Raw genomic sequence first — 25,479 nt, forward strand, 5'->3', positions numbered from 1 at the left:
CGCTCTCCCCCTTTTTATATGTATGGCTTGACCTGCCCGGCGTCAGGCAGGCCGTCTATCCACTGGTCAATGGACTTTCCTTCCAGCATCAAATCCGGAGCAATATCCCGCAGCGGCACGAGGACAAAGGCCCGTTCCAGCATATAGGGATGGGGCAGCTTCAGCGTCTCCGTACAGCTCCTCTCGTCCGGGCTGTACACGAGATCGATGTCGATGACCCGGGCTCCCCATTTTTCATGGCGCACCCGGCCCAGCTCTTTCTCGATGGATAAGCAAATATCCAGCAGATCTTGCCCGCTCATGTCTGTATCGACGGCCGCCGCACCGTTGAGAAAGGGCGGCTGATCCGTTTTCCCCCATGGCGGCGTTTCATACCATGGCGACACCGCCGCAACATCTACGCCCTCCGTCCGGCGCAAGCAGTCGATGGCCTTGCGCAGGCTCTGCTCCCTGTCGCCCAGATTGGCGCCGACACTGATATAAAATCTAGCCATGGCGTCTCCTTTCCACCGTCACCGCCACGTCGTCAAAGGGGCCACCAATAGGGGCCTGCGGCTTGTGTACGGCAACGCACACGGCGTCGACGGGAAAGCCGGCCAGCACCTCGTCGGCAATGACCGCAGCCAGCCGCTCAATGAGTCGGTACGTCCGGCCTTCTACGATAGACTGTACGAGCTGATACACCTTGCTGTAGTCAATCGTATCGTTCAACTCATCGCTGGCCCCGGCCTTTGACAAATCGGCGTGCAACACGACGTCGACGTGAAAAGGCTGTCCCGTCCGCTGTTCTTCCGGCAGACAGCCGTGATAGCCGTAAAAATGCATTCCCTTTATGGTTATGGTGTCCATGATTCTTCCTCTTTCATCAGTATAGTACCGGCTCCGGCATCGCCCATGAGAAGCTTCCAGGCCTGGTCGTATTCCTTCGTACCGGCTTGAAGGCAGCCGCTGGTCGCCGCCGTGACGATGTCGGCGTCGGCAGCCATGCCCTCGCGCATCGTCAGGCACAGATGGGTCGCCTTGACGACGACGAGCACGCCTTTCGGCTGGAGCCCCCGGCACAGCGATTGGCATAAATCCTCGGTCAGCCGTTCCTGCAGCTGCGGGCGGCGGGCCAGGACGCCGACGGCACGGGCAAAATGGCCGAAGCCGGCAATGCGCCCATCCTGGGGATAATACGCAATATGGGCCGTCCCGAAGAACGGCAGGAGATGGTGCTCGCACATGGACTGGAAGCGGATGTTGCGGACGGCTACCAAGCCGTTCGTCTGCGATATAATCGGAGCGGCCCACTCGTCGTCCGGATTTTCCTTCAGGCCGGAAAAAAACTGGCCGAAGGCCTCGGCGACGCGGTACGGCGTCTTTTCCATGCCCAAGGCCGTCAAATCCAGTCCCAAGGCTTCCAAAAATTGTTTCATAGCCTGCACGGCTTCAGGATTGACCGGATAGGATGATGTCGTTGTCGTCATAATCTCCTCCTTTTCCGTCCTCATCTATTACAAAAGATAGTAGTAGGCGAAAATAAAAATCAGCCCCCCGACAATCACGAAAAACGGGCTGGCATACTGCTGCCGCAGGCTCTGCTTGTGATACAAATAAATTTCTTCCGGATTATCCGGGTTGTAGCGCAAATCCACTTCGTCGCCGGCGACGATATCCCATTCGGGCGAGCCGAAGCCATACCGGGCCCGATAGGTCTGTTCGCCGTCGCTGAACTCGACGACGGGGAAATACCGGTCGCCGCTCTTCGATTTCTGCTGCTCAAAGCCCAGCAGCGTCCCCGTAGCGGCGGCCTTGCAGCGGCCGACAAGGCGGCGGAGCTTCCAGCCGTGATAGGTCCCGACGATGATAAACACTATGCCGATGAGAGCCGGCAGGTAATAAAATATGCTCATGAATGCGTTCCTCCTAAAACGACAGGTATCAGCGCGGCCCCTCCAGACGGGGCAGGCGCTTGGCAATGACATAGGCTAACACGCCGCCGGCTGCGGCCGTCACGATTTGAGGCCAGCTCATGACCAGCAGTATCATGTGCCGTACGGCAGCGGGAAATTCCACATAGCTGAACAAGACATAAAAAGAGCCGTACACGACGGCGGCCTTGCACAGCGCCGCGCCAGCTAAACCGGCCGCGCGAAACCGCCGCAGCCCATCGACGGCGAAGACAAAGGCGCAGTTTCCGGCCGCGACGGGAAATATGAAGGGCAAAAAGGGCAGCATCCCTTCCAGCCAGGCAAAGACAGGCGTCACACAGGCCACGACCAGGCCGGATTTCCGCCCGACGCTCCACACTGCCAGCACCAGGCAAGCGTTGACCAGAGAGCCGATGACAAACATGCTGACCTGCGGAGGGATAGGAATAAACAGGCGCAGCCCCTGCAAGATCAGCGTCGCCGCCAGCAGCAGGCCCGTCCGGGTGATGCGTTTCGTCATAGATTGATTCATACTGATACCTGCTTAATGCGTCAAAATTTGATATAATAAATACGTCTTTTTATTATACCATACTACACACATCTTATTGTATCTTTCGAGGTGCCTAATGTCAAAGCGATTTATTCATTCCATCAATTATATGCGCGGCCTGTGCATGCTCGGCGTCATCGGCATTCACGTCGGCTCCGTAGCCATTGCCAATCCGACGCCTAATCTGTGGCTCGTCGCCGTATTGGAAATCCTGTCGCGGTTTTCCGTACCGGCCTTCTTCTTCCTGTCGGCCTTCGGCATGTTCTGCAGCCAGCCCCTGAACCAGCCCTTTTCCTACAAAGACTACCTGCGCCGCCGCCTGCGGACAGTCTTTGTCCCTTATATCGCCTGGTCCCTGTTTTATATGGTGTACGTATCCGTTCTCAGTCACAATTTCAACCTGTTTCAGCCGCTGACCTTCGTGAAGACCCTGTGGTACGGCCTGGCTATGTATCATATCTATTTTCTCGTCATCCTGCTGTGGTTTTACCTTCTCATGCCGCTTTGGCGCGGCCTGCTCCGCCAGATGGAAAAGGCGCCTCTCGCTTCGTTTACGCTGCTGTTTGCGGCCAACGTCATCTTCAATTTTTATTCCAGCTATATCTGGACGGCGCCGACGGACTCGCCGTTCCTGCACGACGCCTTCGTATACCGGCTGAACTACGTCGTCTTCCATTACCTGTTCATCTTCATGTTCGGCGCCTTTATGGCCGAACATTTCCAACAGGCCGTCGACTGGATCAGCCGCCGCGGCGTCTTCATCAACGTCCTTCAGCTGGCCGCTACGGCAGGCATGCTGGCCGCCTACTACGGCGTCATGGATTACCTCCATTACGACGTCCTGTCCGCCGTCTTTACGGTCCATCAGCTCAGCCCTGTCGGCATGGTCTATACGGTCACGACGATCGTCTTCTTCCTGTACTGGCTCGAATGCCATTCCGTTCCACCAGTCATGCACCGCCTCTTATCCATGCTGGGAAACTACTCCTATCCCATTTACCTGGTCCATCCCGTCTTCCTCAGCGCCTGCACCGGCCTGGCAGCCCATTTCCACCTGTACCTGCGGGCCGTCCACATCCTCGCCATCTATCTCATCGTAGCCGGCCTGGCCGCGGCCTACTCCGCCGTCGTCATGAACCTTCCCCTGCCCCGCTGGCTGTCGGTGTGCCTGAAAGGCAAATAAACCTGTCCTAAACACAGCAAAAAACAAAACTCCCCGCCGCGAATGCGCCTGCATTCCGTGACGGGGAGTTTTTATGCGTATGTAAGAAGGAGAGCCGAATTATTTCCGGCGTTCCTGACGTACCTTTTCCAATACGTCGTTGGCCATACGGGCCCGCGCTTTGATGACGCTGTTGCCGTCTTTGATATCTTCGGGATAGAAGCTGCTCTTGTATTTGCTCTTCTTCGTCTTGGTAACCATTTCCTTGAGCTGGATCGTCTGGTCGTCTACGTTGTAGACGTACGTGCAGTAGTCCGTCGTATCGCCGGCGACTTCGATCGTTTCAAAGGTCAATACTTCACGGCCCATGTCGTAGGAAATCTTTGCCGAATCCATATCGATCGTCGTGTATTTATTGTATTGCCACATATTATCTTTCGCTGCGAATGCCGTCGCTGAAATTGCCAAGGTCATAGCCAGAGCCAGTACGATTTTTTTTGTTTTCACCTGTATGCACCATCCTTTACTGCAGTTACTAATAAAATAATTATACCATGAACGGCGAAAAAAAAGAAGACGCGGCCTGGCAGCTTTAGCGATTATCTACCTTTTCCGGATACAAATCATGCTGAGACAGGCGCTGCCAGGCTACCTGCTCCCACGGCGTGCCTTTGCGGCCGTAATTGCAGTACGGATCGATGCTGATGCCGCCGCGGGGCAGAAACTTGCCCCACACCTCGATGTATTTCGGGTTCATGAGGGCGATCAAGTCGTCCATGATGATATTGACGCAGTCTTCATGGAAATCGCCGTGGTTGCGGAAGCTGAACAGGTACAGCTTCAGCGACTTGCTTTCGACCATCTTTTGGTCCGGCACATAGGAAATATAAATTGTCGCGTAGTCAGGCTGGCCTGTCTTGGGGCACAGGCTGGTAAATTCCGGGCAATTGAATTTGACAAAATAATCCCGGCCGGGATGCTTGTTGTCAAAGGTTTCCAGCAGTCCCGGGTCATAATCCTGATGATACGTCGTATGCTGACTCCCCAATGAAGCCAGCTGGCTTAATTCTTCACTTGTTCTGTTCATATATGCTCCTTATTAACATGATATGCCTTGGTCAAGGCGTGGATGAGAAATACGCCGCAGAGAGCCGGCAGAAATTGTCCTGCCGACAACGACGCGACGAGCATGCCGTAGGGAAGGCCAAATAAGTAGGACAGCCACAGGCTGACGCCCAGCGACGGAACCCACCAGATCGGCAGAGCCGCAAGCCAGACATTCCAGTCCCGCAGGCGGACCTGCACGATGAGCCACGTCGTCAGCCAGCCGACCAAACAGCCGCCGGCCATATCCAGCAGTCCCAGGCCGCCAAACAAGAAATTAGCGGCAAAGTTTGCAATCCCCATAGGCACGACCAGGAAGGGGTACACGAAAGCCAATGCATACAAGGCTGTGGCGATTCGGATTTGATAGGGACCAAAGGAAACGCCCTGCGTCACATACAGCAGGACGACATACAAGGCAATGACCATACTAGAAATAGTCATGCGTTTCGTATTTGCTAGGAAATTATACATCAGCGCCGCCTCCCTTCATTTCATTACAATTAAAAAACGGGCTTGTCCAAAGGCAAACCCGTCGGCATACATACATAAAAATTCATGTCATGTACAGCTTCCTAGTTTTGTTTACCGACAGGATGGATTGCGAACTGTCTTGTGAAATTATGGTACTACCAAATTACCTTGCCCAATACGTGATCCACAGGAACGGGGCCGATAAAGCGGCTGTCGCTGCTGTGGTTGCGGTTGTCCCCCATGCAGAATACATAGCCTTCGGGAATCTTGATTTCGTCCTTGCGGCTGTAATTCATGGGCTCGTTGATATACGGCTCGTCCAAGGGCTCGCCGTTGCGCCATACCTTGCCGTCGCGGAAGGCCAGCGTATCGCCGGGCCGGCCGATGACCCGCTTGACCCAGACGTTTTTTGTCTGCAAGTCATGATTGAAAAAGGCCAGGTAATTGTTCATAGGCTCCGTCACATCGTCTTTCCAGGTCCGCTCGTACAGCACGCGGCTGTCGATGATGACGATATCGCCGTAATCCGGCACATCGCCCATGACGTGCCCCAGCTTGGACACAATGAGGTATTCGCCGTTATGAAGCGTCGGCACCATCGATTCGCCGGACACGCGTGTCGGCTGGAAAAAGAAAATGTGAATGACCATCGCGATGGCCAACGCTATGATAATGGAATATACCCACTCATATACTTCATGCAAAATTGTATTCACAGCAAACCCTCCTTATGCACTGCATTTATTGTAACAAAGGGAGGCAGCAAAAGCAAGATGAGACGGCATACATTTCCACGCCGGGCCGACCAGGGATGATTCCTTTTCATCTTCAACGCCGCGCACCGCTCACGCCATCTGCTCCCACCACGCCGAAAAGGTCTGCCTGTCGTCGCCGATGCGGACGGCTTCGCCGATTTTGGGCGTGAGAAGCCGGTACGGTTTTCCTATGCTGGCAGCCGACAGGCGCTGGTACGGCTCAGCCCAAGGATGACGGCTCAGGGCGAATTTGCCGTTGTGCATTGACAGAACAGCCTTCGCGCCGACATCGACGGCTGCCTGGGCCGCTTCCTCCGGCATGAGATGGATGCGGGCCCAGCGTTCGTTGTACTGTCCGTTTTCCATGACGGCCAGATCAAAGGGCCCCAAGGTTTCGCCGATACGACGGAAATGGCTTCCATAGCCGCCATCGCCGCTGACATAGACGCGCCGACCCGGCGTGACGAAGGCAAAGCCGGCCCACTGTGTCTGATTGCGCTTGAGCAGACGGCCGGAAAAGTGCTGGCTCGGCAGGACGTGCACCGCGAGAGCATCGGCCAGGGGAACAGCCGTATACCAGTCTTCCTCGTGGACGCGGGCCATGTCGAATCCCCACTGCTCAAAATACTCGCCGACGCCCAAGGGACAGACGATGTGTTTCGCCTTGTCCTTCAACGCCATGATGCTGGGATAATCGAGATGATCCCAATGGTCGTGGGAAAGAACCAGCACGTCTACAGGAGGAATGTCGGCAGCTGCATAGATATTGCTGCCGTCGAAGGCCCGGTTGATGAAAAAAGCCGGCGAAGCATAGCTGCTGAACACCGGGTCGACGAGAATGCGATAGCCGCCGAGGTGCAGGTACAGCGACGAGTGGCCCATCCAGACGACACAGTCCTCGTCGAGAGGCAGGGAATACAGGTCCGTTTTCTGGGAAATCATCCGTCCTTTCGGCTTTAATCCTTCGGAGCTGCCGAAGAGAAACTCGGCCATGGCCTTGGCTTCTCCCCCTTTGACAGTCTGGTCGATAGGCTCCAAATTCTGAAACTGCCCGTCGTAATAATGAGGCGAGGCCAAGATGCGCTCCCGCCGCATCCCCGTCGGCAGGCGGCCGAATTCCGGCCGGTTTACATAATACGTACCGCCGAGGGCCAGGCCGGCTGCGCCGATTCCCATAGCTTTCAAAAACTGTCGTCTGTTCATCGTCTATACTCCATTTCTGCGTTTTTATTTCATTATACTCGTTAGAGTGAAGTTTAAGTCAAGCTGTTTCACTTTTCACTGCACATACAATTTTGACGAAACAACACAAGGAACGCTTCTCGAAATTCATAACCTATGTTGCCGACAGCATCATACCGGAAATTGCCGTCGTACACTACAATCCGGCAGCATACTAAAATAAAAACAACACACGCTGACGCCGCAAGGGACTCATTCTCTGCAACGTCAGCGTGTTCTCTGAAGTTTCTGAAAAAACAGACGCCTGCATTGCAGGCGTCCAGTTGTATTGCCATATACCATTAGAGTTCCATGCCGCCGTCGACGAAGCGGATTTCCGCTTTTCGTTCGCGGAAGTCCTCCTTTCGGCCGAAGGGCGCGTCGTAGATATCGGGCACGATGCGGTCGGTGACGGTAAGATCGCCCGGTTCCAGGCGGATGTCGTAGTTGCCGACGAAGAGGCCGGCCAAGTCCGATCCTTGGCCGTAGAAGGCGCCGCCGTATTGGAAGCCGATGACGCCGGCGTACCACCCCGGCCGATATTCCTTAGAGGTATCGCTGGCAGACAAGCCGAAGACGACAGGGCCGAAGACGTCGCCGTTGACAAAGGGTGATACGCTGCCGGTATACAGTGCCGGCATACCGACAGGAATGGTCAGGTCATCGGCGCGGATCGTGAGAGCTGCCGGCGCGACGTGCGATTTGCCTATCGCCGTTACGGTCAGGGACGACGCATCCTTCAGTTTGTAATTGCCTAGAACCGAAGCGTCGAAGGTGACGCTCCAATCGTAGCTGCCGGTGTCGTTCGTCTGCCGCAGGCTGCCGATACCATCTGCCGCGCCGTCGGCGACGGCAAGACGGTCCCGAATACGCCGCATATCGTCGTCAAAGCCCTGCACGTCCAAGGTTCTCCCCTTGCCGTTCGTCGCCGTAAGGTGAAGGAAATCCTGGTAGTCCGGCACGATGCGGCCGCCGGCTCCGCCTCCATGCATCTGACTGTTTCCGTATATACGGTAAATATCATCGAGGGCCACGTCCAGCGTCGCCTTGTCTACAGAAATCTTGCCGCTGTCCGACGCCCAGGCGACATCATAGCCTAAGTTATTGGGAGCAAAGGATTCGCCATGGCCGCGGCTGATTTGAGCCGAAGCCAGCCATTCCGTGTAGTCCCTGGCATCGACCTGTCCCTTCGTATTGTACAGCAGGCTGCCGTTTCCATTGGCGGCAGTGGAAGCCGTCGTATGGTCGTAAGCCGCAAAGGGCGCATCCATGCCGTCGGGGCCGGTAAGGAAGCCCTTGGCGATAAGATCCTGAATGTCCAAATCCTGCTCCCGGCCAGTATAGGTCAGGCCAAGGTATTCGTCAATAGATATGGCCTTGCCGTCCATGACAGCCTTGTCCTTCATGGTCAAGGTCGTCAGGAATACCTTCAGGAGGGGCGTGCTGATGCCGTCGTAGATCCGCCAGGTATAGGCAAAATCATAGCCGCCATAGGAGGATTTCTTCGTCTGCTGGAACGAAGGATCCGACAGGTCGTAGCCATTTCCGGCGGCCGTTCCCGCTCCGACGAGCGTCCCTGTGCCGTAGACATTAGCCAAGGTACCCGTATTGTCGCCGGCCACAGCACCGACTGCTCCATCTCCCCTTGCCTCGCCTGCGCTGTAAGCGTTCGACACGGTGCCGCTATTCGCCCCGACGATACCGCCGACATTCGTCTTACCTTGTACCGCTTCATTTGTACCGTCAGCCGTCATAATATGGCTGAATACCTGATTGATCTTGCCCGTGCCGCTGTTGCTGCCGGCAATGCCGCCGACATTGACGCTTCCTGCCGCATCGACAGCGCCGGTATTGTAGGCTGCCGTTATGACGCCGCGGTTCATCCCGACGAGGCCGCCGATATTTTCTCCGGCAGCGCCCGTATGGATTTCGCCTGCGTCAACGAGTTTATCCCCATCGGCATCCGTCCACGTGCCGACACTGACGACGCCGTTGTTGTAGACCTGATACTTGTAATAGCCGCCTTTGTCGTCGCGGCCGCCGGAAATCGACCCCTGGTTGTCGCCAATAAGTCCGCCGACAGTATGCTGGCCTGCGACCTGGGCCCCAGCGGTATTCACTGCCTGGGAGCGGGAAACCGTACCAGTATGGGTGCCGATAAGGCCGCCCACCGCACCCGTCGTCCCTACGACGGTGCCGCTATTGATCAAGCTGGAATCCGTCATAGCGCCGCCGTTTTGGCCGAAGAGGCCGCCGGCTCCGCCCTTCGTCGCCTTCACTTCGCCCGTATTGGACGCCGTAAGGCCGTTGAAGTCCGCCTGATTTTCCCCGGCTACGCCGCCGACGAAATCACTGCCTATGACGTTGCTGACATTGCCGACCTCTCCGGCCAGTGCGCCCTCATTCAAGCCGACAATTCCGCCGACGTACGTCGCGCCGTCAGCGTACACCTCGGCCTCAGTCATGGCGTTGGTAATGGTCGCGCCACGTTGATTGATTCCGGCCACGCCGCCGAAGTACCGGGCGTCGCCGCTTCCCGGCTTGACGTGCAGTTCGACGGTATTTTTGATATTTTCCAGCGTGCCGTCGATGCGGGTATTTTCGATGACGCCGCCGTCTTCGTTGCTTCCGGCTACGCCGCCGACATATTCGCGGCCGGTGATCTTGCCGCGGTTGACCAGCAGCGGCCCGTCGGCGCTGTGCTCGTCGCCGGTTGCGGAAATCACGCCGGTGTTGCTGCCGGCGATGCCGCCGACATAGCTGTCGCCCGTAATGGCCGCCGAGCTGTCGTTGACAATGCGTTCCATCTTGGCTTCGGCCTCATTTTTCCCTACTAAGCCGCCGATGTACTGATTTCCTATGATTTCGCCGTTGTTGCGGCCATTTTTTACGATGCCGCTGTTGTCGCCGATGAGGCCGCCTACGAATTGACTGTCTGCCGTTCCCGTAATATGGGCGGCGTTGACGACATTGGATACGATCTGCCCGCCTTGATTGACACCGACAATACCTCCGACAGCGTCCTTGCCGCTGACGACGCTTTCGTTGTAAGCGTTATACATCGTCCCGTCGTTGATGCCGACAGCGCCGCCGACGTGGCTGCTGCCGGAATCGCCGCCGTTGGTCACGCCCAGGGAATCAATGCGGTACACGCCGCCCTGATTATAGCCGACGACGCCACCCAATCCGCCGTTCGCCGCCGTACCGTCTGTGGCGACAGCGCTGTTGCTGTAGCTGAAATCGACGACGCCATCAGCTTCATTCGTACCGGCAATACCACCGGCGACAGCCCTGCCGCCCTTGGCGATGACGCTGCCGACAGACTCTACGTCATAAATCCCCCGCTTGAGGCCGACCGTTCCGGCGGCTTCATTAAAATCAGCCTCGCCATTCGTATTGATGCCGGCGACGCCTCCGGCGCTGCCCTGGGAGCTGACAGTATTGCCGAACGTACGGACCTGCGCAATCGTACCTTTATTTACGCCAGCTACAGCCCCGGCTGTCTGGCTGCCGTCAAAGGTACTGCTGTAAATATGGACGTTTTTCACCGTGCCGGATTGGCCGACTTGGGAGAATACGCCGGCGTGTTCCAACGACTGCCTGTTGCCGTCATCTCCCTTCGCCGCGTCCAGACCGATGACGGCATGGCCCCGGCCGTCGAAGATGCCCATGTAGCCGTCGCTGTCCGTTCCGATTGCCGTATAGCCCTTCAGGTTGCTGGCATTGATATCCCCTTTCAGGGCGTAGTTGTAGTTGAGCGCATCCGTATCGCTTTCATTGCCGCTGCGGCCATTTTCATAATAGTCCTGAATGCCTTGCAGCTGCTCCGCATTGCGTACCCAAAGGTACATAAACGAATTGGTATGAACTCCTTCTTGCGAGGCAATCGATTGTCCGTTTACTAAAGCGTTCATGCGATTAAATGTATCTTTTAACTCCAATTGGTTGCCAAATTTCTTGAAGGTATAGCCGCCAGCCCCTCCATTGGCCGTTTCGTCCCATAAATCGACGGCAAATTTCGCGTCGCCTGACGCGGCGTTCAGGGCGATAGCCGGCCCATTGATATCGCTGAAATGCTTCATAAACTGGCTAAGGCCTGTGACCGAATCCGGAACCATTCCCTGCCGGGCCTGTACTTGGCCAATATGGGTAATGTCGAGGACGACTTCGCCATTAGGCCCTGTACTTTTCAGCAGCAGGTCGCCGCCGAGAGCTAGGTCGCTGTCGACGAATACGTCGCCCCGGCCCGTTACGGTCAGGCTGCCCTGCGTCGTAATCAGGCCATCCTGCTTATTGCCGAAATAGAGATGAGCATGGCCCTGACCGATAGATACAGGCTGCCCATTGACGGATTTCGTACCAGCTGTAATCGTAATATCACCGTTTTCTGCCGCCTGTTGATCCGTCGTGTAGGAAAACCAATTCCCTATGGCATTCATATCCTGCCCCGGATCGGATACAGCACCTTCTCCTGCGGCCTTCCACTGGGCATTGCTTTCTGCCGCGATGCCGGGAATCGCAACGGTCTCGCCACCCGTTGCCGAGGTCAGCGTACCGTATATGTCCGCATCACCGGCTGTAATGGCAATATCGCCTTTGCCGCCATTGCCCGTCGCCGTCACGTCGCCATATACCGTAACGGTTCCGTCAGCATGTAGAGAAACAGATGAGCCGTACAAGGCCGCGCCAGTACCCAGCCCCAAGCCGGCCCCGTCCTTGGCATTCAGCGTCAGCGCACCGTCGCTGTACAGCAAGCCGCCGTAACATGCCGCATCAGCCGCCGTATCAACGCCATTTAAGGTCAGGCCGCCGCCGTATACGGCCAGCCGTCCTTCTCCAGACAGACCTAACTCACTCCAGTTAAACGTTACGTCCTGCTTAGCCCTGACGATGGTCAGCAGGGGATCGTAGGCTGTACCGTATTGTGCCTCGTCTATTCCGTGTATCCCATCGGGATGAGCCGCCGTATCGCCGAAATACTCCGCCGACTTCGGCATAAAGGCATTTAGAATCGGCGTGGTCTGACCCTCGTAGATGCGCCAGTCTGTCGAAAAGTTTAAGTTTTTATAGAAATCCTTCGATTGCCGATCTGTATACGCAATTCTGGTACCCTGCTTATCATTCAGATCGGTAAATACGGATGTATCCTGCGGCGCAATGTAATATCCATTAGTTACAGTTGCCTTATCCTTATCATTAGCAGTTCCTATGCCATACAAACTTCCTAATCCTATTGTAGTGGAATTGCCATCAGCGTCAGCAGCATATAAATTTCCTGTCGTATATACATTGGTCAACGTGGCGGGACCGCGACCGATAATACCGCCAACAGAATTATTGCCTATCGTACGATTCTTTCCCTGATAACTGCGAATCGTGCCCAAATTATATGCACTCTCTATGACTCTTTCAATAGAGGGGCTGCGAGAACCCGCTCCAGCTATGCCGCCAACCGAGCTGGTACCGCTAAGATTGCCGGTAGAATCATTGTTCACTACAGTTACATTACCCGTATTAAAGGAATTCCGAATTTTCCCACCAAAAAAAAATCCAGTAATGCCGCCGACTACGTTATATCCGTTATATATATCGCCAGCATTATACGATGTATCTACTATGCCGTTTAGGCGGCCAACAACGCCGCCGACGTGGCGGGCATAATAGGTATAGGTCTTATCGCCGATTTCTCCTTTGTTATATACATTATACAACAGAGCCTTGGCTGCACTACCGCTCTCCGTCGTATCGCCAACAATACCGCCTATATTAGCAGCAGGCAAATTATCATCAGGGCTAGCTGTTCTTGTCATATTGACGGTGCCTAAGTTATAAGAATCAGCAACTTCACCGTTAAACATCATGCCGACAACGCCGCCGATGTTTATAAAGCCGCGGATATTCCCACTGTTATAGCTTTCGCTGACAGCTGCCGCTGCCGTATCGCTCTTTATGTCATCCAGTTGTTTGGTACTGTCCCGATTCAGTTTGCCGATAATGCCGCCGGTATTGCCGGCTTTACTGGCCTTACTGACAGCCTCCTTCGAAGCAATCGGCAGCGAATGAACCGAGCCGCTATTGGCACTTTGGGTCACATATACATTGCCGCCGTTCAAATACCCGGCTATGCCTCCCATATTGCCGATAATAGTTGTTTCTGTACCCTCCGAGGTATTATCGCGCACCAATTCAGTGACAAACCCAGCTGCATTGCGCGCCCCCGTCGCCATGATATCGCCGCCGTCATTCAATCCAGACGCAATGGTATACGTCCCGCTGGCTGAACTGCTGCCGAAGTACCCAGCAACGCCGCCGACGTTATGAGCGCCGCGGACGGCATTTTCCCGGTTTCTCACAGCGGTAATATCCGTATTCACCGCTTTGCCAACAATGCCGCCGACATTTCCGGCAGTGAAGAAATCCTGACCCTCTTGGATATGACTGCTGATATTTCCATCATTCAGGACCTGACGAAGCCGGCTGTCCTGCGGTATCCCATCGCCGTCATAGGTACTGCTGGTTCCGGCGATGCCGCCGACATTTGCAGCCTGCACTGCTACTGTTTTTCCCTTAGATGGGGAATTATAGGAATGATATGTATAGTCTTCTGTCGCATAGCCTTCTGCATGTACATCGCCATGGTTTTCTGCATGCTGTACCGTCGTACCTTCCATATTCCCCACGATGCCGCCGACATTATAGGCCCCGGTCACGTCCAGTCCGTTGTAGACACGGCCATCTGCGGCATGGTCATTGCCGATCTCAGAAAAGACAGCATGGCCGACTAAGCCGCCGACGTTGTACCCTTCGCCGGATACGTCGCCGATATTATAGCTCGTCCCTTTGATATCGCCGTGGTACAAATAGCCGATCAAGCCGCCGGCATTGCTGACGTTACTGCCGCTGCCGTCTGGGCTGCCCTTGCTGATGATAGTCCCCATGTTGACGAGATGGTCAAACGCCGCGTCGGTCTTGACGTCTGCCGAGCGGTTTGCTTCACCGGCATTCTTCACGGTGCCGCCGCTGTAGCCGACGATGCCGCCGACGTCGCTATGGCCCGTAACGGCTGCGCTGTTCGTTCCATAGCGGATATGCGTGTTGCCTACGGCTGCACCGGCGACGCTGCCGACGAAATGACGGCCCGTAATGCTGCCGCCGACTAAGGTAACGCGGCTGATATCGGCGTCATGGGATACGCCGAACAAGCCGACGTTATCCGTATCGCCCCGGTTGATCGTCAAGCCGAAAATGTTGTAATCCAGGCCGTCGAAGGCGCCGTAGAAGCCGTATTTGGCCGCGCCGTCTGCAGTGCTGACGGATACCTTTCCATCTGCGCCGACGCCGACAGGCTTAAAGCCCTCGCGTACCGTATCGCCGTCATCGTCGTGCCAGGCCGCCGTCCCCGTAGCGTCAATGCTGTTGCGCAGGGCATATCTTCCGCCGAGATTGGTGTCCATCGCCTGAAGCTGCCTGGCGTCTTCCACCCACATGTAGCCGCTGACACCTTGTACTTCGCCGTTTACCTGGACATTTGCAAAGGTCTTGTCCTTGCCTGCATAGGTGTGATTTGCCTCATCGTAGGCGTCGTAGCCTAAAAGCACGCGGCTGGCGTCGCTGGCCCTGACGACGAAACCTTCGTTCTTTTTATTGTCTTCGCTGCGCACCCGTTCCGTATCGATGACGATGCGCCCGTTGCTTTCAAAGGAGACGCTGCCGGCGTTGATGTTGCCGAGGCTCATGAGCCCGGCGTCGGTACAGCAGTCCTGGGCGGCGTTCATGAACTCTTCCATATTCGTATCGGCCTGTATACGGCTCAGCATCTCATCTGTCAGACTGGCAGCCGACACATGCAGGCCGTCGGCATTGATCTGGGCGCTCGGGCCGATTTGCACGCCAGACGGATTGACGACGTAGATATTGCCGCCGGCAGCGTTGATCGTACCGTAAATCTGCGACGCCTCTATACTGCCCTTGACGTAGTTCAGCGTATTGAAATTCGCCGCGTCGGCTGAGAAGTTGACGACGGCGTTGGCCCCGATGTTGAAGCTGTCCCAGGTAATGACGCCGGTTTTCCCATTCTGACGGATATTCATGACCGGATTCGTCGCCGTGCCGGCATTCTGATTTAATCCCGTATGGCCGCCCAAGACAGACGCCCCGCCGGCAGGCAGCTCGTTATTAGGCACGACAGCCGCCGCTCCATAGGCTTCGGGCACCGCGTACAGCGCCGTCGCGCCGGCCAACAGGCACAGGACTATGCGGCGCTTTAAGTAATAATATTTCGTATAAGTATTCATATGGTACTTCCTCCACCATACAGCGTATCTGAAACAAAAAAAATAAACTAAAACATCTTGTAGACCTGGAACCACCAGCGGTCGTCGTGGTCTGTCGGCTCCGACCAGTCGCGGCGGCCGTCGATCTTACGAGCCCAATCGAGCTGTACGTACCAGTCATTGGGCTTGCTGTAGCGCAGGCCCAGGCCCCAGCCGGACAGATGCTCGCTGTATCCCGCCGCCTTGTTATTGCCGTAGCCTTCATCGATAAAGGCCGCCGCTTCCAGACCTTCGACGCCTGTCTGCCGGCGGATTTCCACGCTGCCCAGCCAGCCGGCGTCGCCGTAGCCGTCGTTGTTTCCGTAGGCCCGGACGCCGTTCATGCCGCCGAGGTAAAACTGCTCGCTGCCATCCAGCGCCCGGTTTGCCAACTGCCCCTGAAAGCGGACGCGATAATTCCACAGGCCGTCATACCATATTTTCAGCAGGCTTCCCGTCAATTTATGGTACGCACCGTCATAGTATGCGCTGCCGTCCGTATCCATGTCGCCGTACCAATAGATCAGGTCGTATTGGGTAAACTCGTTCGGATAGTATTGGCTGCCGCTGAGCCCGGCATGCCAGACGTCGGCCCGCTTGCCGACCTTGAGCTCCGGCCAGGACGCAGCCCGGAAGCGGTAGCTGTCTTCCATATCCCGGCGGTCGTAGCCGTACATAGCCGTCAAGCGGTTCATGCGGTCCCGGTACAAGGGCGTCATGCCATAGAGGCTGATGCCCCGCGATCTTCCCAGGGAAGTATACAGGCTGTTCGTATGAAGCTCGTATTCGCTCTGGCTGAACGCCGCGCCGAGACGCGTGCCGCCGCGGCCTGCCGGCGTTTCGTAGCGGACACTGTAATTCTTGACGTCGTGACTGGACATCATGCCGCTCAAGGTCACCTTGTCGCCGTCACCGCCGGGATTGTTGATTTCCGTATGAAAGCCGTAGCGGTACCGGCCGGAGTAATAGCCGCCGCCATTGTCGGTAAAGACGTAGTTATTCCACACGGGCCGCCGCTCGACCTCCACGTCGACAGACGTCGTTCCCTCTTCCCTGCCGGGACGGAGGACGGCGCGGGCTGTCACGCCGGGCAGGTCGTTGAGATTATTCATCGCCAGCTCCAATTCCCTGTCGGTCATGACTTCCCCCTGTTTCAGCCTGTACAGATACCCCTGCAGGACCGAGTCGGCCACGTCTGACGTGTTCTGCGTAATGCGCACTTCATCATACGCTGCGACGTAAACCTTGATTTCCAGCTGCCCGCCGGCGATTTCCTGCGGCGGTACGACAGCCTGGGCTACGGTGTAGCCGCTGCTCTTAGCATACTTCGTAATGGCATCGGTCAGCTCTTTCAGCTCCGATACCTTGACGCTGCGGCCGCTGTAAGCGTTCACTATCTCTTTCAGCCTTCCTTGTTCGTCGGGAAGAGGAAATCCCGTCAAAGTAATCTGGCGGACAAAAAAAGCCGGTTCCCTATCCGTCCCCGTATTGCCGGGCAAATAGGCCTCAGACGTCGCCTCGTCGACTATGACATCCTGCCGGCCCGTCCGATTGTACGGATGAACCGTCACGGCTTCTTTATCAAACGTCGGTATAGGCGACTGGGCCAACGCCGGACAAGCCAAAGCCAGGCTAAACATCATCGTTGCATACATGATTTTTGTCATAAAGCATCCCTTTCTATGAGCTGAACCCACCGCTGCGCATATACTCGCAGCGGCTATTAAATAAAACAATTTATATATATATAAGTATATATTATTCTAGATTTTTATTATCTAATATTGGTGCAAAAAAAATAATACTTTCATCATTCCCCAGCGACAAACCACTGTATTACTTATAATTATATATTATTCTATCATTGTATATTATTATTTTTTACTATTTTTATATACATTTTATCATATATTATTTTCCCCTGTTTGCCAATAGCTTTTCTATGTAAATAATGAAAATGATCTATAGCCTTTGTCTCCTGCACAACAAAAAAAGAGCAAAACCCAACAGGATTTCGCTCCTTTATGCAGCAATACAGATCATGCCGTTTATTTTTTCAGCAGGCCTTTTTCTTCGATGAAGTCCGACACCATATCGGCAGCCGTCGCCGTGATGTTAATGCACTGCTTGCGGTATTCCGGCGTGCCGAAGCTCAAGCGGTTCAGGGCCCGGCAGCAGGTCGTGCCGAAATGAGCCTTGAAACGGTCGTGGAATTCGTGGGTATATTGATATACTTCCGGCAATTCCTTTTCCGACGGGTCGAGACGGCCAACCAGGGCGCTGATAATCAGACAGGAGCCGCTCAATGCGCCGCAGACGCAGCCCGAACGGCCGATGCCGCCGCCCAAGCCGCAGGCCATGCGGATGGCTACGTCGGGAAGATTCAGATTCATGCTGTCGTTGCAGGCCTTGACGACCGATTCGACGCAGTTATTTCCTTCTAAATGATATTGTTCGGCAAGCTTGTATACACTTTCCAATTCATAACCCCTCCTATGATATAATCAAGATTCATTATACCATGAAGAGACATTACTTGCCAAACATGGCCGCCGCGTCGGCCATATTCCGCCGTATGTCGACGGAAAAGGGGCAGCGCGTTTCGCAGGCGCCGCACTGAATGCATTCCGATGCCGTATGAGGCAATACGGCGTAGTGTTCCCGCACCGTTTCAGGAATATCGCCCTGAGCCTTGCACAGGTTGAGGAATTTCGTCACCGCCGCCACGTCTATTCCCTGCGGACAGGGCGCGCAGTGGCTGCAGTACATGCAATGGCCCTTCCAGCTGATATTCGGAAAGGACGCCAGCGCCGCAGCGTAGTCCTTTTCTTCGTCAGAGGCGTCTTCATAGGCCAGGTTCTGTTTCATTTCCTCTACAGTCCGCGCGCCGTTCATAATAGACGCTACGGCCGGCCGGTCCAAGGCATAGCTCATGCATTGGAAAGGCGTCAAAGCCTTCCCTGCCGGCGAAATATCGCCGTTCAGCAGGTCGCCGCCGCCGAAGGCCTTCATGACCGTAATGCCTACGCCCAGCCGCTGGCACGTTTCATACAGCCGCTGCCGCTGGGGGTCCATGTTGAGCAGGGGCTTTGCGTAGCTTTCAGGAGCCCACAGGAGCTCAAGGTTTTCGTTGCCGGGCTGCAAATCGTAACAGGGATTGACGCTGAACATGAGCACGTCGACGAGGCCGCTTTCGACAGCCGACAACGCCGCCTCAGGGTTGTGGCTCGACATGCCGATGCTGCCGATGACGCCGCCTTTCTTCAGCTCCAAGGCATATTTCATGATGTCGCCGTCTTGTATTTGCTGCCAGTCCGACAAAGAATCGACGTAGTGAACCATGCCGATTTCCAGATGATCGGTCCGCAGCCGTTTCAGCTGGTCTTCAAAGCCGGCCTTCACGTCTTCGATATCGCGGGTGCGCTTATACTGCCCGTCCTTCCAAATGGTGCACAAATGAGCCTGCAAGACGAATGTATCCCGCCGTCCCTGCAGCGCCTTGCCCAAGGCATCGCGAAAATCCGGATGGGGCGCGTACAAATCGATGCAGTTTGCCCCATGGGCTTCCATGACGTCGATAAACGCTTCCGTCCATTCGGGGTGCTCTACCATGCCTTCGCAGCCAAAGCCGATTTCGCCGACGGAAAGGCCTGTCCGTCCCAATACTCTGTATTTCATACTATACCTCCTGACATATCACGTTCTCTGCTGTAAGCATAGCACATGGAGGGCGCTTCAAGTCAAGCCGTTTCTTACAGGTCCTTCTGCATGAAAATAGCCGGAATGGGATTATCATAGTACGGCGGGATTTCGTAAAATCCGTACTGTCGGTAGAGGCCGATGGCCACCGTCATAAAGGGCAGCGTGTCCAGCCGCATCTGCCTGTAACCGATCTGCTTCGCCTCGCCGATGCACTGCTCCATAAGCAGCCGGCTCAGGCCTTGTCCCCGACAAGCCGGCTGAATATACAGCCGTTTCAGCTCGCAGCATGTCTCATCGAGACGGTGAATGGCCGCGCAGCCTACGAGACGCCCGTCGTCGCCGCAGAGGCCGTACAGCCGCCCGTCAGGCAAGCCGTATTTTTCCTCTGCATGATCCAGCTCATCGCCGTAGCCCTGCGCCGCCAGACAAGCCTTTACCGTCTCATCCGTCTCGACCAGCATGGCCGTATATTCCTGAAACAGCTGCCGTATATCGTCCAATTTGTCATAGGCCAACACAATCTGCATAATCCTGCCTCCCTTGCATGAATACTGTCTATATATGTATTATAACAAAATCTGTAATTTCTAATCTCCTTATTTTTTGCAGTCCTATGCTGCTGCCAAGTGCATAAGCAATGTGTTCACAAAGTTTATAAATAGAAAGCTGCTAATAACGTTTCTTCATTTTATTCAAGCTGGCCGAATTTCAATATACATTATCATTATATCATTTTTTAATTAAAATTTAATGTACATTCTTCGTTTTTTTAATTTTAGTTTTATTTTCATCCTATATAATGACATATAACATCTGTTGGAGGTGACCGACTTATGAATACTAACAAAACAAACTCTCCCTGGCCGGCCCATCGCGTCCAATTCATCACACTCTGCACGCACGAAAAGCAGACTACTCTCGGAAGGATTTATAAGGATAAAAACGGATTCGTCTGGCAGCCGACGGTATGGGGAATGGCCGCGGAGGAAGGGCTGCGGAAGCTGAAGCTTTCATCTCAGCTCGTTCTGATTCAGGATTACGTCATCATGCCCAATCACGTGCATCTGCTCGTCTTGTACAGGCGATGCAACGACCGCGTCGTCAAATGGTTCATATCGCACTGCAAACACACTATGGCCCAACACATGCTGAAAGCACAGCATGCAAACGAACCGATCTGGGAAACATCCTATTCAAGTCACTATGTGCAGCGAGAACACACGCAGCTTGCACTGAGCCAAAACATACGGGAACATAAAACCCGCTGGCATTACGACAGCCTGAACACGTTTTTGCCGCGCCCCTATTCTCCAAAAGTTTGACACAAGCCACATGATTTTCAAAACATAAAGTCTTTCATGCTGCAAAAAAAAGAGAAGCAAGAAATGAGAAATCTCATGTTCTGCTTCTCTTTTATATGCAGCATTTTTTAATGTCCGCCGTATTTTTTTGCCGTGTCCAAGCGGCACAAAGCGCGCTTGAGCGCCATTTCCGCCCGATGTACGTCTATGTCCTTCCGCTGGCTGTGAAGCAATGCTTCCGCCCGCTGCTGGGCTGCTTCTGCCCGCTCGACGTCAATGTCTTCAGGCTTTTCCGCCGCCGGCGTAATGACGGTAATCGCATTATTGCTCACTTCCAAAAATCCGGAAGCTACGCTCAGGCAATGGCGCTGGCCGCCTACATCGTACATAAGCGGGCAGATATCTAAAGACGCGATGAGCGGCGCGTGATTGGGCATAATGCCCAAATCGCCGTCTAAGGCCCGCACGAGGACGAATTCCACATCTTCGTTTAATACGGCAGCATCGGGAGTAATTACTTCCAAACGGATAGTCTTTCCTTTTTCTGCCATAGCCTATTCTCCTTTCAGAGTCTTGGCCTTTTCATATGCTTCTTCGATATCGCCTACCATGTAGAACGCCTGTTCCGGCATGTCATCGCATCGGCCCGACAGAATTTCCTTAAAGCCGGCAATCGTATCTTTCAGCGGTACATAACGGCCCGGCTGACCAGTAAACTGTTCGGCGACGGAGAAAGGCTGGCTCAGGAAACGCTGGATCTTACGAGCCCGGGCAACGGTGAGCTTGTCTTCTTCCGACAATTCATCGATACCGAGGATAGCGATGATATCCTGCAGGTCGTTGTACTTCTGCAAAATAGCCTGAACGGCGCGGGCCGTCTGATAATGGTCTTCGCCGAGGATATGGGGATCGAGAATACGAGACGTCGAATCCAGGGGATCGACGGCCGGATAAATGCCCAATTCGGCAATCTGACGGGACAATACGGTCGTCGCATCCAAATGGGCAAAGGTCGCAGCCGGAGCCGGGTCCGTCAAATCGTCGGCAGGGACATATACGGCCTGTACAGACGTGATGGAGCCGTTCTTCGTCGACGTGATGCGTTCCTGCAGCGCGCCTACGTCCGTCCCCAACGTCGGCTGATACCCAACAGCCGAAGGAATTCGGCCCAGCAGTGCCGATACTTCCGAACCGGCCTGAATGAAACGGAAAATATTGTCGATGAACAGGAGCACGTCCTGATGTTCTTTATCGCGGAAATATTCAGCCATCGTAAGGCCCGTCAGGCCGACGCGCATACGGGCTCCAGGCGGTTCGTTCATCTGGCCGTATACGAGAGCGGTCTTGCTGATAACGCCCGATTCCTTCATTTCGTTCCACAAGTCGTTGCCTTCGCGGGTCCGTTCGCCTACGCCGGTAAATACGGAGTAGCCGCCGTGTTCCGTAGCAACGTTGTGAATCAATTCCATGATGAGAACGGTCTTGCCTACACCGGCGCCGCCGAACAAGCCAATCTTGCCGCCTTTGGCATACGGTGCGATGAGGTCGACGACCTTAATGCCCGTTTCGAGAATTTCCGTGCCTGTAGACTGGTCTTCAAATTTCGGAGCCGGCCGATGAATAGGCCAATAGTCTTCAGCTTCTACTACTTCGTCTACCTTGTCGACAGTCTGGCCGAGAACGTTGAAAATACGTCCCAGCACGCCCTTGCCGACGGGAACCTTAATAGGGCCGCCTGTATTTTCCGCAGCCATGCCGCGGACGAGACCGTCTGTAGAACTCATAGCAACGCAGCGGACGACGTCGTCGCCTAAGTGCTGCATAACTTCTGCTACCAAGTCGACAGCCTGTTCGCCTTCCCCGCCGGTGACGTGAAGGGCAGTGTAAATGGCGGGCAAATCTGCTTCGGAAGCAAACCGCACGTCAATAACCGGGCCGATGACCTGGATTACTTTCCCAATGTTATTGCTCATGAAGAGGCTCTCCTCTCTTTCTTAGTTTTACTCACGCCCTACTGCAGGGCATTAGCACCGCTGACAATTTCTGTCAGTTCGTTCGTAATGCCGGCCTGACGGACTTTGTTATAATGGACAGTCAATCTGTCGATCAGCTCGCCTGCATTATCCGTTGCCGACGTCATAGCCGTCATACGGGCCCCGAGCTCGCTGGCCGCCGACTGGAGCAGGCTGTTGTACACAAGCATGTCCAGATACTGGGGCAAAAGCGATTCCAAGACCTGATGGGCATCCGGCGCAAAGAGATACTCTTCTTTCGGACCGGTTTTTTCAGAGCCGTCCTGCTGCGAAATAGGCAGCATTTTGACGGTTTGTACTTCTTGCGATAAGGCTGACTTAAACTTCGTATAAATGATATATACTTCGTCAACTTCGCCAGCCAAAAATTGTTCTGTAGCAACATGGGCAATCTGCTGGGCATCGGTGAACTGCGGCTTATCGGAAAAGCCCGTCCACTTCTGGTCCGGCACGATATGCAAATGCTTTAAATATTCAGCAGGCTTACGGCCTGTCACGAGCAGCATCGAAGCGCTGCGGGGCTTATCTTTCAGCACGGCAACCATGGCCTTGTTGATATTAGAATTAAACGCGCCTGCCAGGCCTTTGTCAGCCCCGACGATAATATAGCACGTCTTCTTCACTTCGTCATGAGGCGTAAACAAGGCGACTTTTTCGCCTGTAGACGCCGCTGCCAAGCGCTGCAGCATGCCTTCGATTTTTTCCGTATACGGCGCTGTGGCCAACGCCCTTTCCTGTGCACGGCGCAGTCGTACAGACGATACCATTTTCATGGCTTTCGTAATCTGCTGAGTATTCGTAACGGATTTGATCCGCCGGTTTATTTCGCGTGCACTCGGCATAGATTATTCCTCCTCTTTAATCAGCTCATGGGTGGCGCTATACTGCTTCGTATATTCGCCGATGGCCTTCTGGAGGGTTGCTTCTGCGTCCTGGCCGAGTTCCTTCGTCGTCTTGATGCTTTCGCCGACTTCCGGATAATTGGTATGCATGAACGTGATGAAGCCGTCGGCAAACTGCTGTACTTCCGATACCTGAATCGGCATGAGGTAGTTTTTAACGGCCAAATAAATCTGCATAACCTGGTCTTCGACCGGCATAGGATGATACTGCGGCTGAATTAAGAGCTGCATCGTCCGTTCGCCTTTATCGATCTGGGCCTTTGTGCTCTTATCGAGGTCAGAGCCAAACTGGGCGAAGGCCGCCAATTCGCGGTACTGCGCCAAATCCAAGCGAAGGGTACCGGCAATTTTCTTCATAGCCTTAATCTGGGCGGAGCCGCCTACGCGGGATACGGACAAGCCGACGTTGATAGCCGGACGGATACCGGAGTTAAAGGCTTCCGTTTCGAGGAATATCTGACCGTCCGTAATGGAAATAACGTTTGTCGGGATGTACGCCGACAAGTCGCCGGCCAGCGTTTCAATGATCGGCAAGGCTGTAATGGAGCCGCCACCCAAATCATCAGAAAGCTTTGCTGCCCGTTCCAGCAGACGGGAATGTAAGTAGAATACGTCGCCGGGATAGGCTTCACGTCCAGGCGGACGGCGGAGCAGCAAGCTCATGGCACGGTATGCCTGGGCGTGTTTGGACAAGTCGTCATATACGCAGAGGACGTCCTTGCCCTGGTACATGAAGTATTCGCCGATAGATACGCCTGAATACGGAGCCAGATACTGGAGCGGCGCGCCGTCAGATGCCGTAGCGGCGACGACGATAGTATACGCCATCGCGCCGTTTTCTTCCAAAGTACGGACGACGCGGGCAACCGTCGAGGCTTTTTGTCCAATAGCGACGTAAACGCAAATAACGCCGCTGTCTTTCTGATTCAAAATCGTGTCGATAGCGATAGCCGTCTTGCCCGTACCGCGGTCGCCGATGATCAATTCACGCTGGCCCCGTCCGATAGGAACCATGGAATCGATAGATTTAAGCCCCGTCTGAAGAGGTACCTTTACAGGCTGACGGTCGGCAATACCTGACGCCTGCACTTCGACAAGACGGGATTCTGTCGTCTTGATTTCCCCTTTGCCGTCGATAGGCGCACCCAAGGGGTTTACGACGCGACCAATCATAGCTTCGCCTACGGGAACGCGCATGACGCGGCCTGTGCGGCGTACCGTGTCGCCTTCTTTAATCAGGGAGTCGTCGCCGAGCAGTACGGCGCCGACGTTGTCTTCTTCCAAGTTCAGGGCCATGCCGTATACGCCGCGAGGCAGTTCCAGCAATTCCCCGGACATGGCTTTATCCAAACCGTAAACGTGGGCGATGCCGTCCCCGACTTCCAGAACGGTGCCGATATCATCGACGTTCATCTCCACATTATAATTTTCAATTTGCTGTTTAATTATAGCCGTAATTTCTTCTGGCTTCATCTTCATTATTCGTCCGTCACCCCATTCGTTACGCCAGCCTGCAGAAGAGACTGCTGCATATCACGCAGCTGCCGCGCAAGGCTGCCGTCTATTAATCTGTCGCCAATCTGGATGACCATGCCGCCGATGATAGACGGATCGATGTAATACAGCGGCTCGATCTTCTTGCCTGTCATCTTTTCCAATCCGGCAACCAGTTTTTCTTCTTCCGCCGCCGTCAGCGCCTTGACGACGCGCACCTTCGCGACTTCGATGTTCTGCGCCGCCCGCGCCAGGTCGATAAACCCGTCGATAGCGGGAACAATAGCCGCTTCGCGCCGCCTGTCGATCATGACGTAGAGAAACTGCAGTACCAGCGGCTCTACGTCGCCGGCAAATATTTTCTGCAGCGTATCCTTCTTTACGCCGGGCTGTATGAGCGGATGGCAGATAAACTTCTGCAAATCAGGATTTTCCTGCATGGCATCGCGGACAGCTTTCAACTCTGTTCCAAATATATCAAGTTTGCCCTGTTCTTTTGCAATATCGAACATAGCCTGGCTGTATTTGCTGTATACGACTTCCGGTATCATAG

General features: G+C 54.6%; 22 protein-coding genes. 2 read left to right on the forward strand and 20 right to left on the reverse strand.

Going from position 1 to position 25,479, the window contains the following annotated elements:
- Positions 1-14: 14 nt before the first annotated feature.
- The 5 genes from folK to B5F80_RS01555 are packed head-to-tail and all read right to left on the reverse strand — an operon-like array spanning position 15 to position 2,445.
- On the reverse strand, positions 15-494 hold the full coding sequence (gene folK / locus B5F80_RS01535) for a 2-amino-4-hydroxy-6-hydroxymethyldihydropteridine diphosphokinase (RefSeq protein WP_087477056.1): 480 nt from the start codon (positions 492-494) through the stop codon (positions 15-17).
- On the reverse strand, positions 487-849 hold the full coding sequence (folB, locus tag B5F80_RS01540; protein ID WP_087477057.1) for a dihydroneopterin aldolase: 363 nt from the start codon (positions 847-849) through the stop codon (positions 487-489). The genes folK and folB overlap by 8 nt, the downstream gene beginning before the upstream one ends.
- On the reverse strand, positions 837-1,469 hold the full coding sequence (gene folE, locus B5F80_RS01545) for a GTP cyclohydrolase I (RefSeq protein ID WP_087477058.1): 633 nt from the start codon (positions 1,467-1,469) through the stop codon (positions 837-839). Before folE ends, folB begins: the two co-directional genes overlap by 13 nt.
- A gap of 27 nt (positions 1,470-1,496) precedes the next feature.
- Positions 1,497-1,895 (reverse strand): DUF3592 domain-containing protein, encoded by a 399-nt coding sequence (locus B5F80_RS01550; RefSeq protein ID WP_087477059.1) that lies wholly within the window; start codon positions 1,893-1,895, stop codon positions 1,497-1,499.
- Positions 1,896-1,923: 28 nt separating this feature from the next.
- Positions 1,924-2,445, reverse strand: coding sequence for an ECF transporter S component (locus B5F80_RS01555; RefSeq protein WP_087477060.1), 522 nt, complete (start codon positions 2,443-2,445; stop codon positions 1,924-1,926).
- Between the two features lie 97 nt (positions 2,446-2,542).
- On the opposite strand from B5F80_RS01555, the gene B5F80_RS01560 reads away from it, so the two are divergent.
- Positions 2,543-3,649, forward strand: a complete 1,107-nt coding sequence (locus tag B5F80_RS01560) for an acyltransferase (RefSeq protein ID WP_087477061.1) — start codon at positions 2,543-2,545, stop codon at positions 3,647-3,649.
- Between the two features lie 99 nt (positions 3,650-3,748).
- Here B5F80_RS01560 and B5F80_RS01565 read toward each other — a convergent pair whose 3' ends face one another.
- The 10 genes from B5F80_RS01565 to B5F80_RS01610 all read right to left on the reverse strand — a co-directional run bounded on the left by B5F80_RS01565 (position 3,749) and on the right by B5F80_RS01610 (position 19,723).
- Entirely contained in the window at positions 3,749-4,135 is a 387-nt protein-coding gene (locus tag B5F80_RS01565) for a hypothetical protein (RefSeq protein ID WP_087477062.1), read from the reverse strand.
- Between the two features lie 85 nt (positions 4,136-4,220).
- The gene (queF, locus tag B5F80_RS01570) at positions 4,221-4,715 is read right to left on the reverse strand and encodes a preQ(1) synthase (protein ID WP_087477063.1); all 495 of its coding nucleotides are present in this window, start codon (positions 4,713-4,715) and stop codon (positions 4,221-4,223) included.
- Complete coding sequence (locus B5F80_RS01575) at positions 4,712-5,206, reverse strand: QueT transporter family protein (RefSeq protein WP_087477064.1); 495 nt, start codon at positions 5,204-5,206, stop codon at positions 4,712-4,714. The genes queF and B5F80_RS01575 overlap by 4 nt, the downstream gene beginning before the upstream one ends.
- Before the next feature lie 155 nt (positions 5,207-5,361).
- Positions 5,362-5,922 carry a signal peptidase I gene (gene lepB / locus B5F80_RS01580; protein WP_087477065.1) on the reverse strand — a complete coding sequence of 187 codons (561 nt, stop codon included), beginning with the start codon at positions 5,920-5,922 and terminating at the stop codon, positions 5,362-5,364.
- 129 nt (positions 5,923-6,051) lie between these two features.
- On the reverse strand, positions 6,052-7,164 hold the full coding sequence (locus B5F80_RS01585) for an MBL fold metallo-hydrolase (protein ID WP_087477066.1): 1,113 nt from the start codon (positions 7,162-7,164) through the stop codon (positions 6,052-6,054).
- A gap of 320 nt (positions 7,165-7,484) precedes the next feature.
- The gene (locus B5F80_RS01590; RefSeq protein ID WP_087477067.1) at positions 7,485-15,476 is read right to left on the reverse strand and encodes a filamentous hemagglutinin N-terminal domain-containing protein; all 7,992 of its coding nucleotides are present in this window, start codon (positions 15,474-15,476) and stop codon (positions 7,485-7,487) included.
- 47 nt (positions 15,477-15,523) lie between these two features.
- Positions 15,524-17,161 carry a ShlB/FhaC/HecB family hemolysin secretion/activation protein gene (locus B5F80_RS01595; protein WP_087477068.1) on the reverse strand — a complete coding sequence of 546 codons (1,638 nt, stop codon included), beginning with the start codon at positions 17,159-17,161 and terminating at the stop codon, positions 15,524-15,526.
- A gap of 381 nt (positions 17,162-17,542) precedes the next feature.
- The gene (locus B5F80_RS01600; protein WP_087477069.1) at positions 17,543-17,974 is read right to left on the reverse strand and encodes a C-GCAxxG-C-C family (seleno)protein; all 432 of its coding nucleotides are present in this window, start codon (positions 17,972-17,974) and stop codon (positions 17,543-17,545) included.
- 52 nt (positions 17,975-18,026) lie between these two features.
- Positions 18,027-19,172 (reverse strand): aldo/keto reductase, encoded by a 1,146-nt coding sequence (locus tag B5F80_RS01605; protein ID WP_087477070.1) that lies wholly within the window; start codon positions 19,170-19,172, stop codon positions 18,027-18,029.
- Positions 19,173-19,246: 74 nt separating this feature from the next.
- Positions 19,247-19,723, reverse strand: a complete 477-nt coding sequence (locus B5F80_RS01610) for a GNAT family N-acetyltransferase (RefSeq protein ID WP_087477071.1) — start codon at positions 19,721-19,723, stop codon at positions 19,247-19,249.
- Positions 19,724-20,029: 306 nt separating this feature from the next.
- Between B5F80_RS01610 and B5F80_RS01615 the strand changes: the two genes are divergently transcribed.
- Entirely contained in the window at positions 20,030-20,518 is a 489-nt protein-coding gene (locus tag B5F80_RS01615) for a transposase (protein ID WP_087477072.1), read from the forward strand.
- A gap of 107 nt (positions 20,519-20,625) precedes the next feature.
- On the opposite strand, the gene B5F80_RS01620 is transcribed toward B5F80_RS01615, so the two are convergent.
- Genes B5F80_RS01620 through atpH form a run of 5 tightly spaced genes read right to left on the reverse strand, consistent with a single transcriptional unit; the run spans position 20,626 to position 25,477 of the window.
- Positions 20,626-21,048: a F0F1 ATP synthase subunit epsilon gene (locus B5F80_RS01620; protein WP_087477073.1), complete on the reverse strand. Its 423-nt coding sequence runs from the start codon at positions 21,046-21,048 to the stop codon at positions 20,626-20,628.
- A 3-nt stretch (positions 21,049-21,051) separates the two neighbouring features.
- Entirely contained in the window at positions 21,052-22,470 is a 1,419-nt protein-coding gene (atpD, locus tag B5F80_RS01625; RefSeq protein WP_087477074.1) for a F0F1 ATP synthase subunit beta, read from the reverse strand.
- A gap of 38 nt (positions 22,471-22,508) precedes the next feature.
- Positions 22,509-23,372: an ATP synthase F1 subunit gamma gene (gene atpG / locus B5F80_RS01630; RefSeq protein ID WP_087477075.1), complete on the reverse strand. Its 864-nt coding sequence runs from the start codon at positions 23,370-23,372 to the stop codon at positions 22,509-22,511.
- Between the two features lie 3 nt (positions 23,373-23,375).
- Positions 23,376-24,911, reverse strand: coding sequence for a F0F1 ATP synthase subunit alpha (gene atpA / locus B5F80_RS01635; RefSeq protein WP_087477076.1), 1,536 nt, complete (start codon positions 24,909-24,911; stop codon positions 23,376-23,378).
- On the reverse strand, positions 24,911-25,477 hold the full coding sequence (atpH, locus tag B5F80_RS01640; protein ID WP_087477077.1) for an ATP synthase F1 subunit delta: 567 nt from the start codon (positions 25,475-25,477) through the stop codon (positions 24,911-24,913). The genes atpA and atpH overlap by 1 nt, the downstream gene beginning before the upstream one ends.
- Positions 25,478-25,479: the final 2 nt, after the last annotated feature.

This window comes from Megasphaera sp. An286 (assembly GCF_002163455.1).
Lineage (GTDB): Bacteria > Bacillota > Negativicutes > Veillonellales > Megasphaeraceae > Megasphaera > Megasphaera stantonii.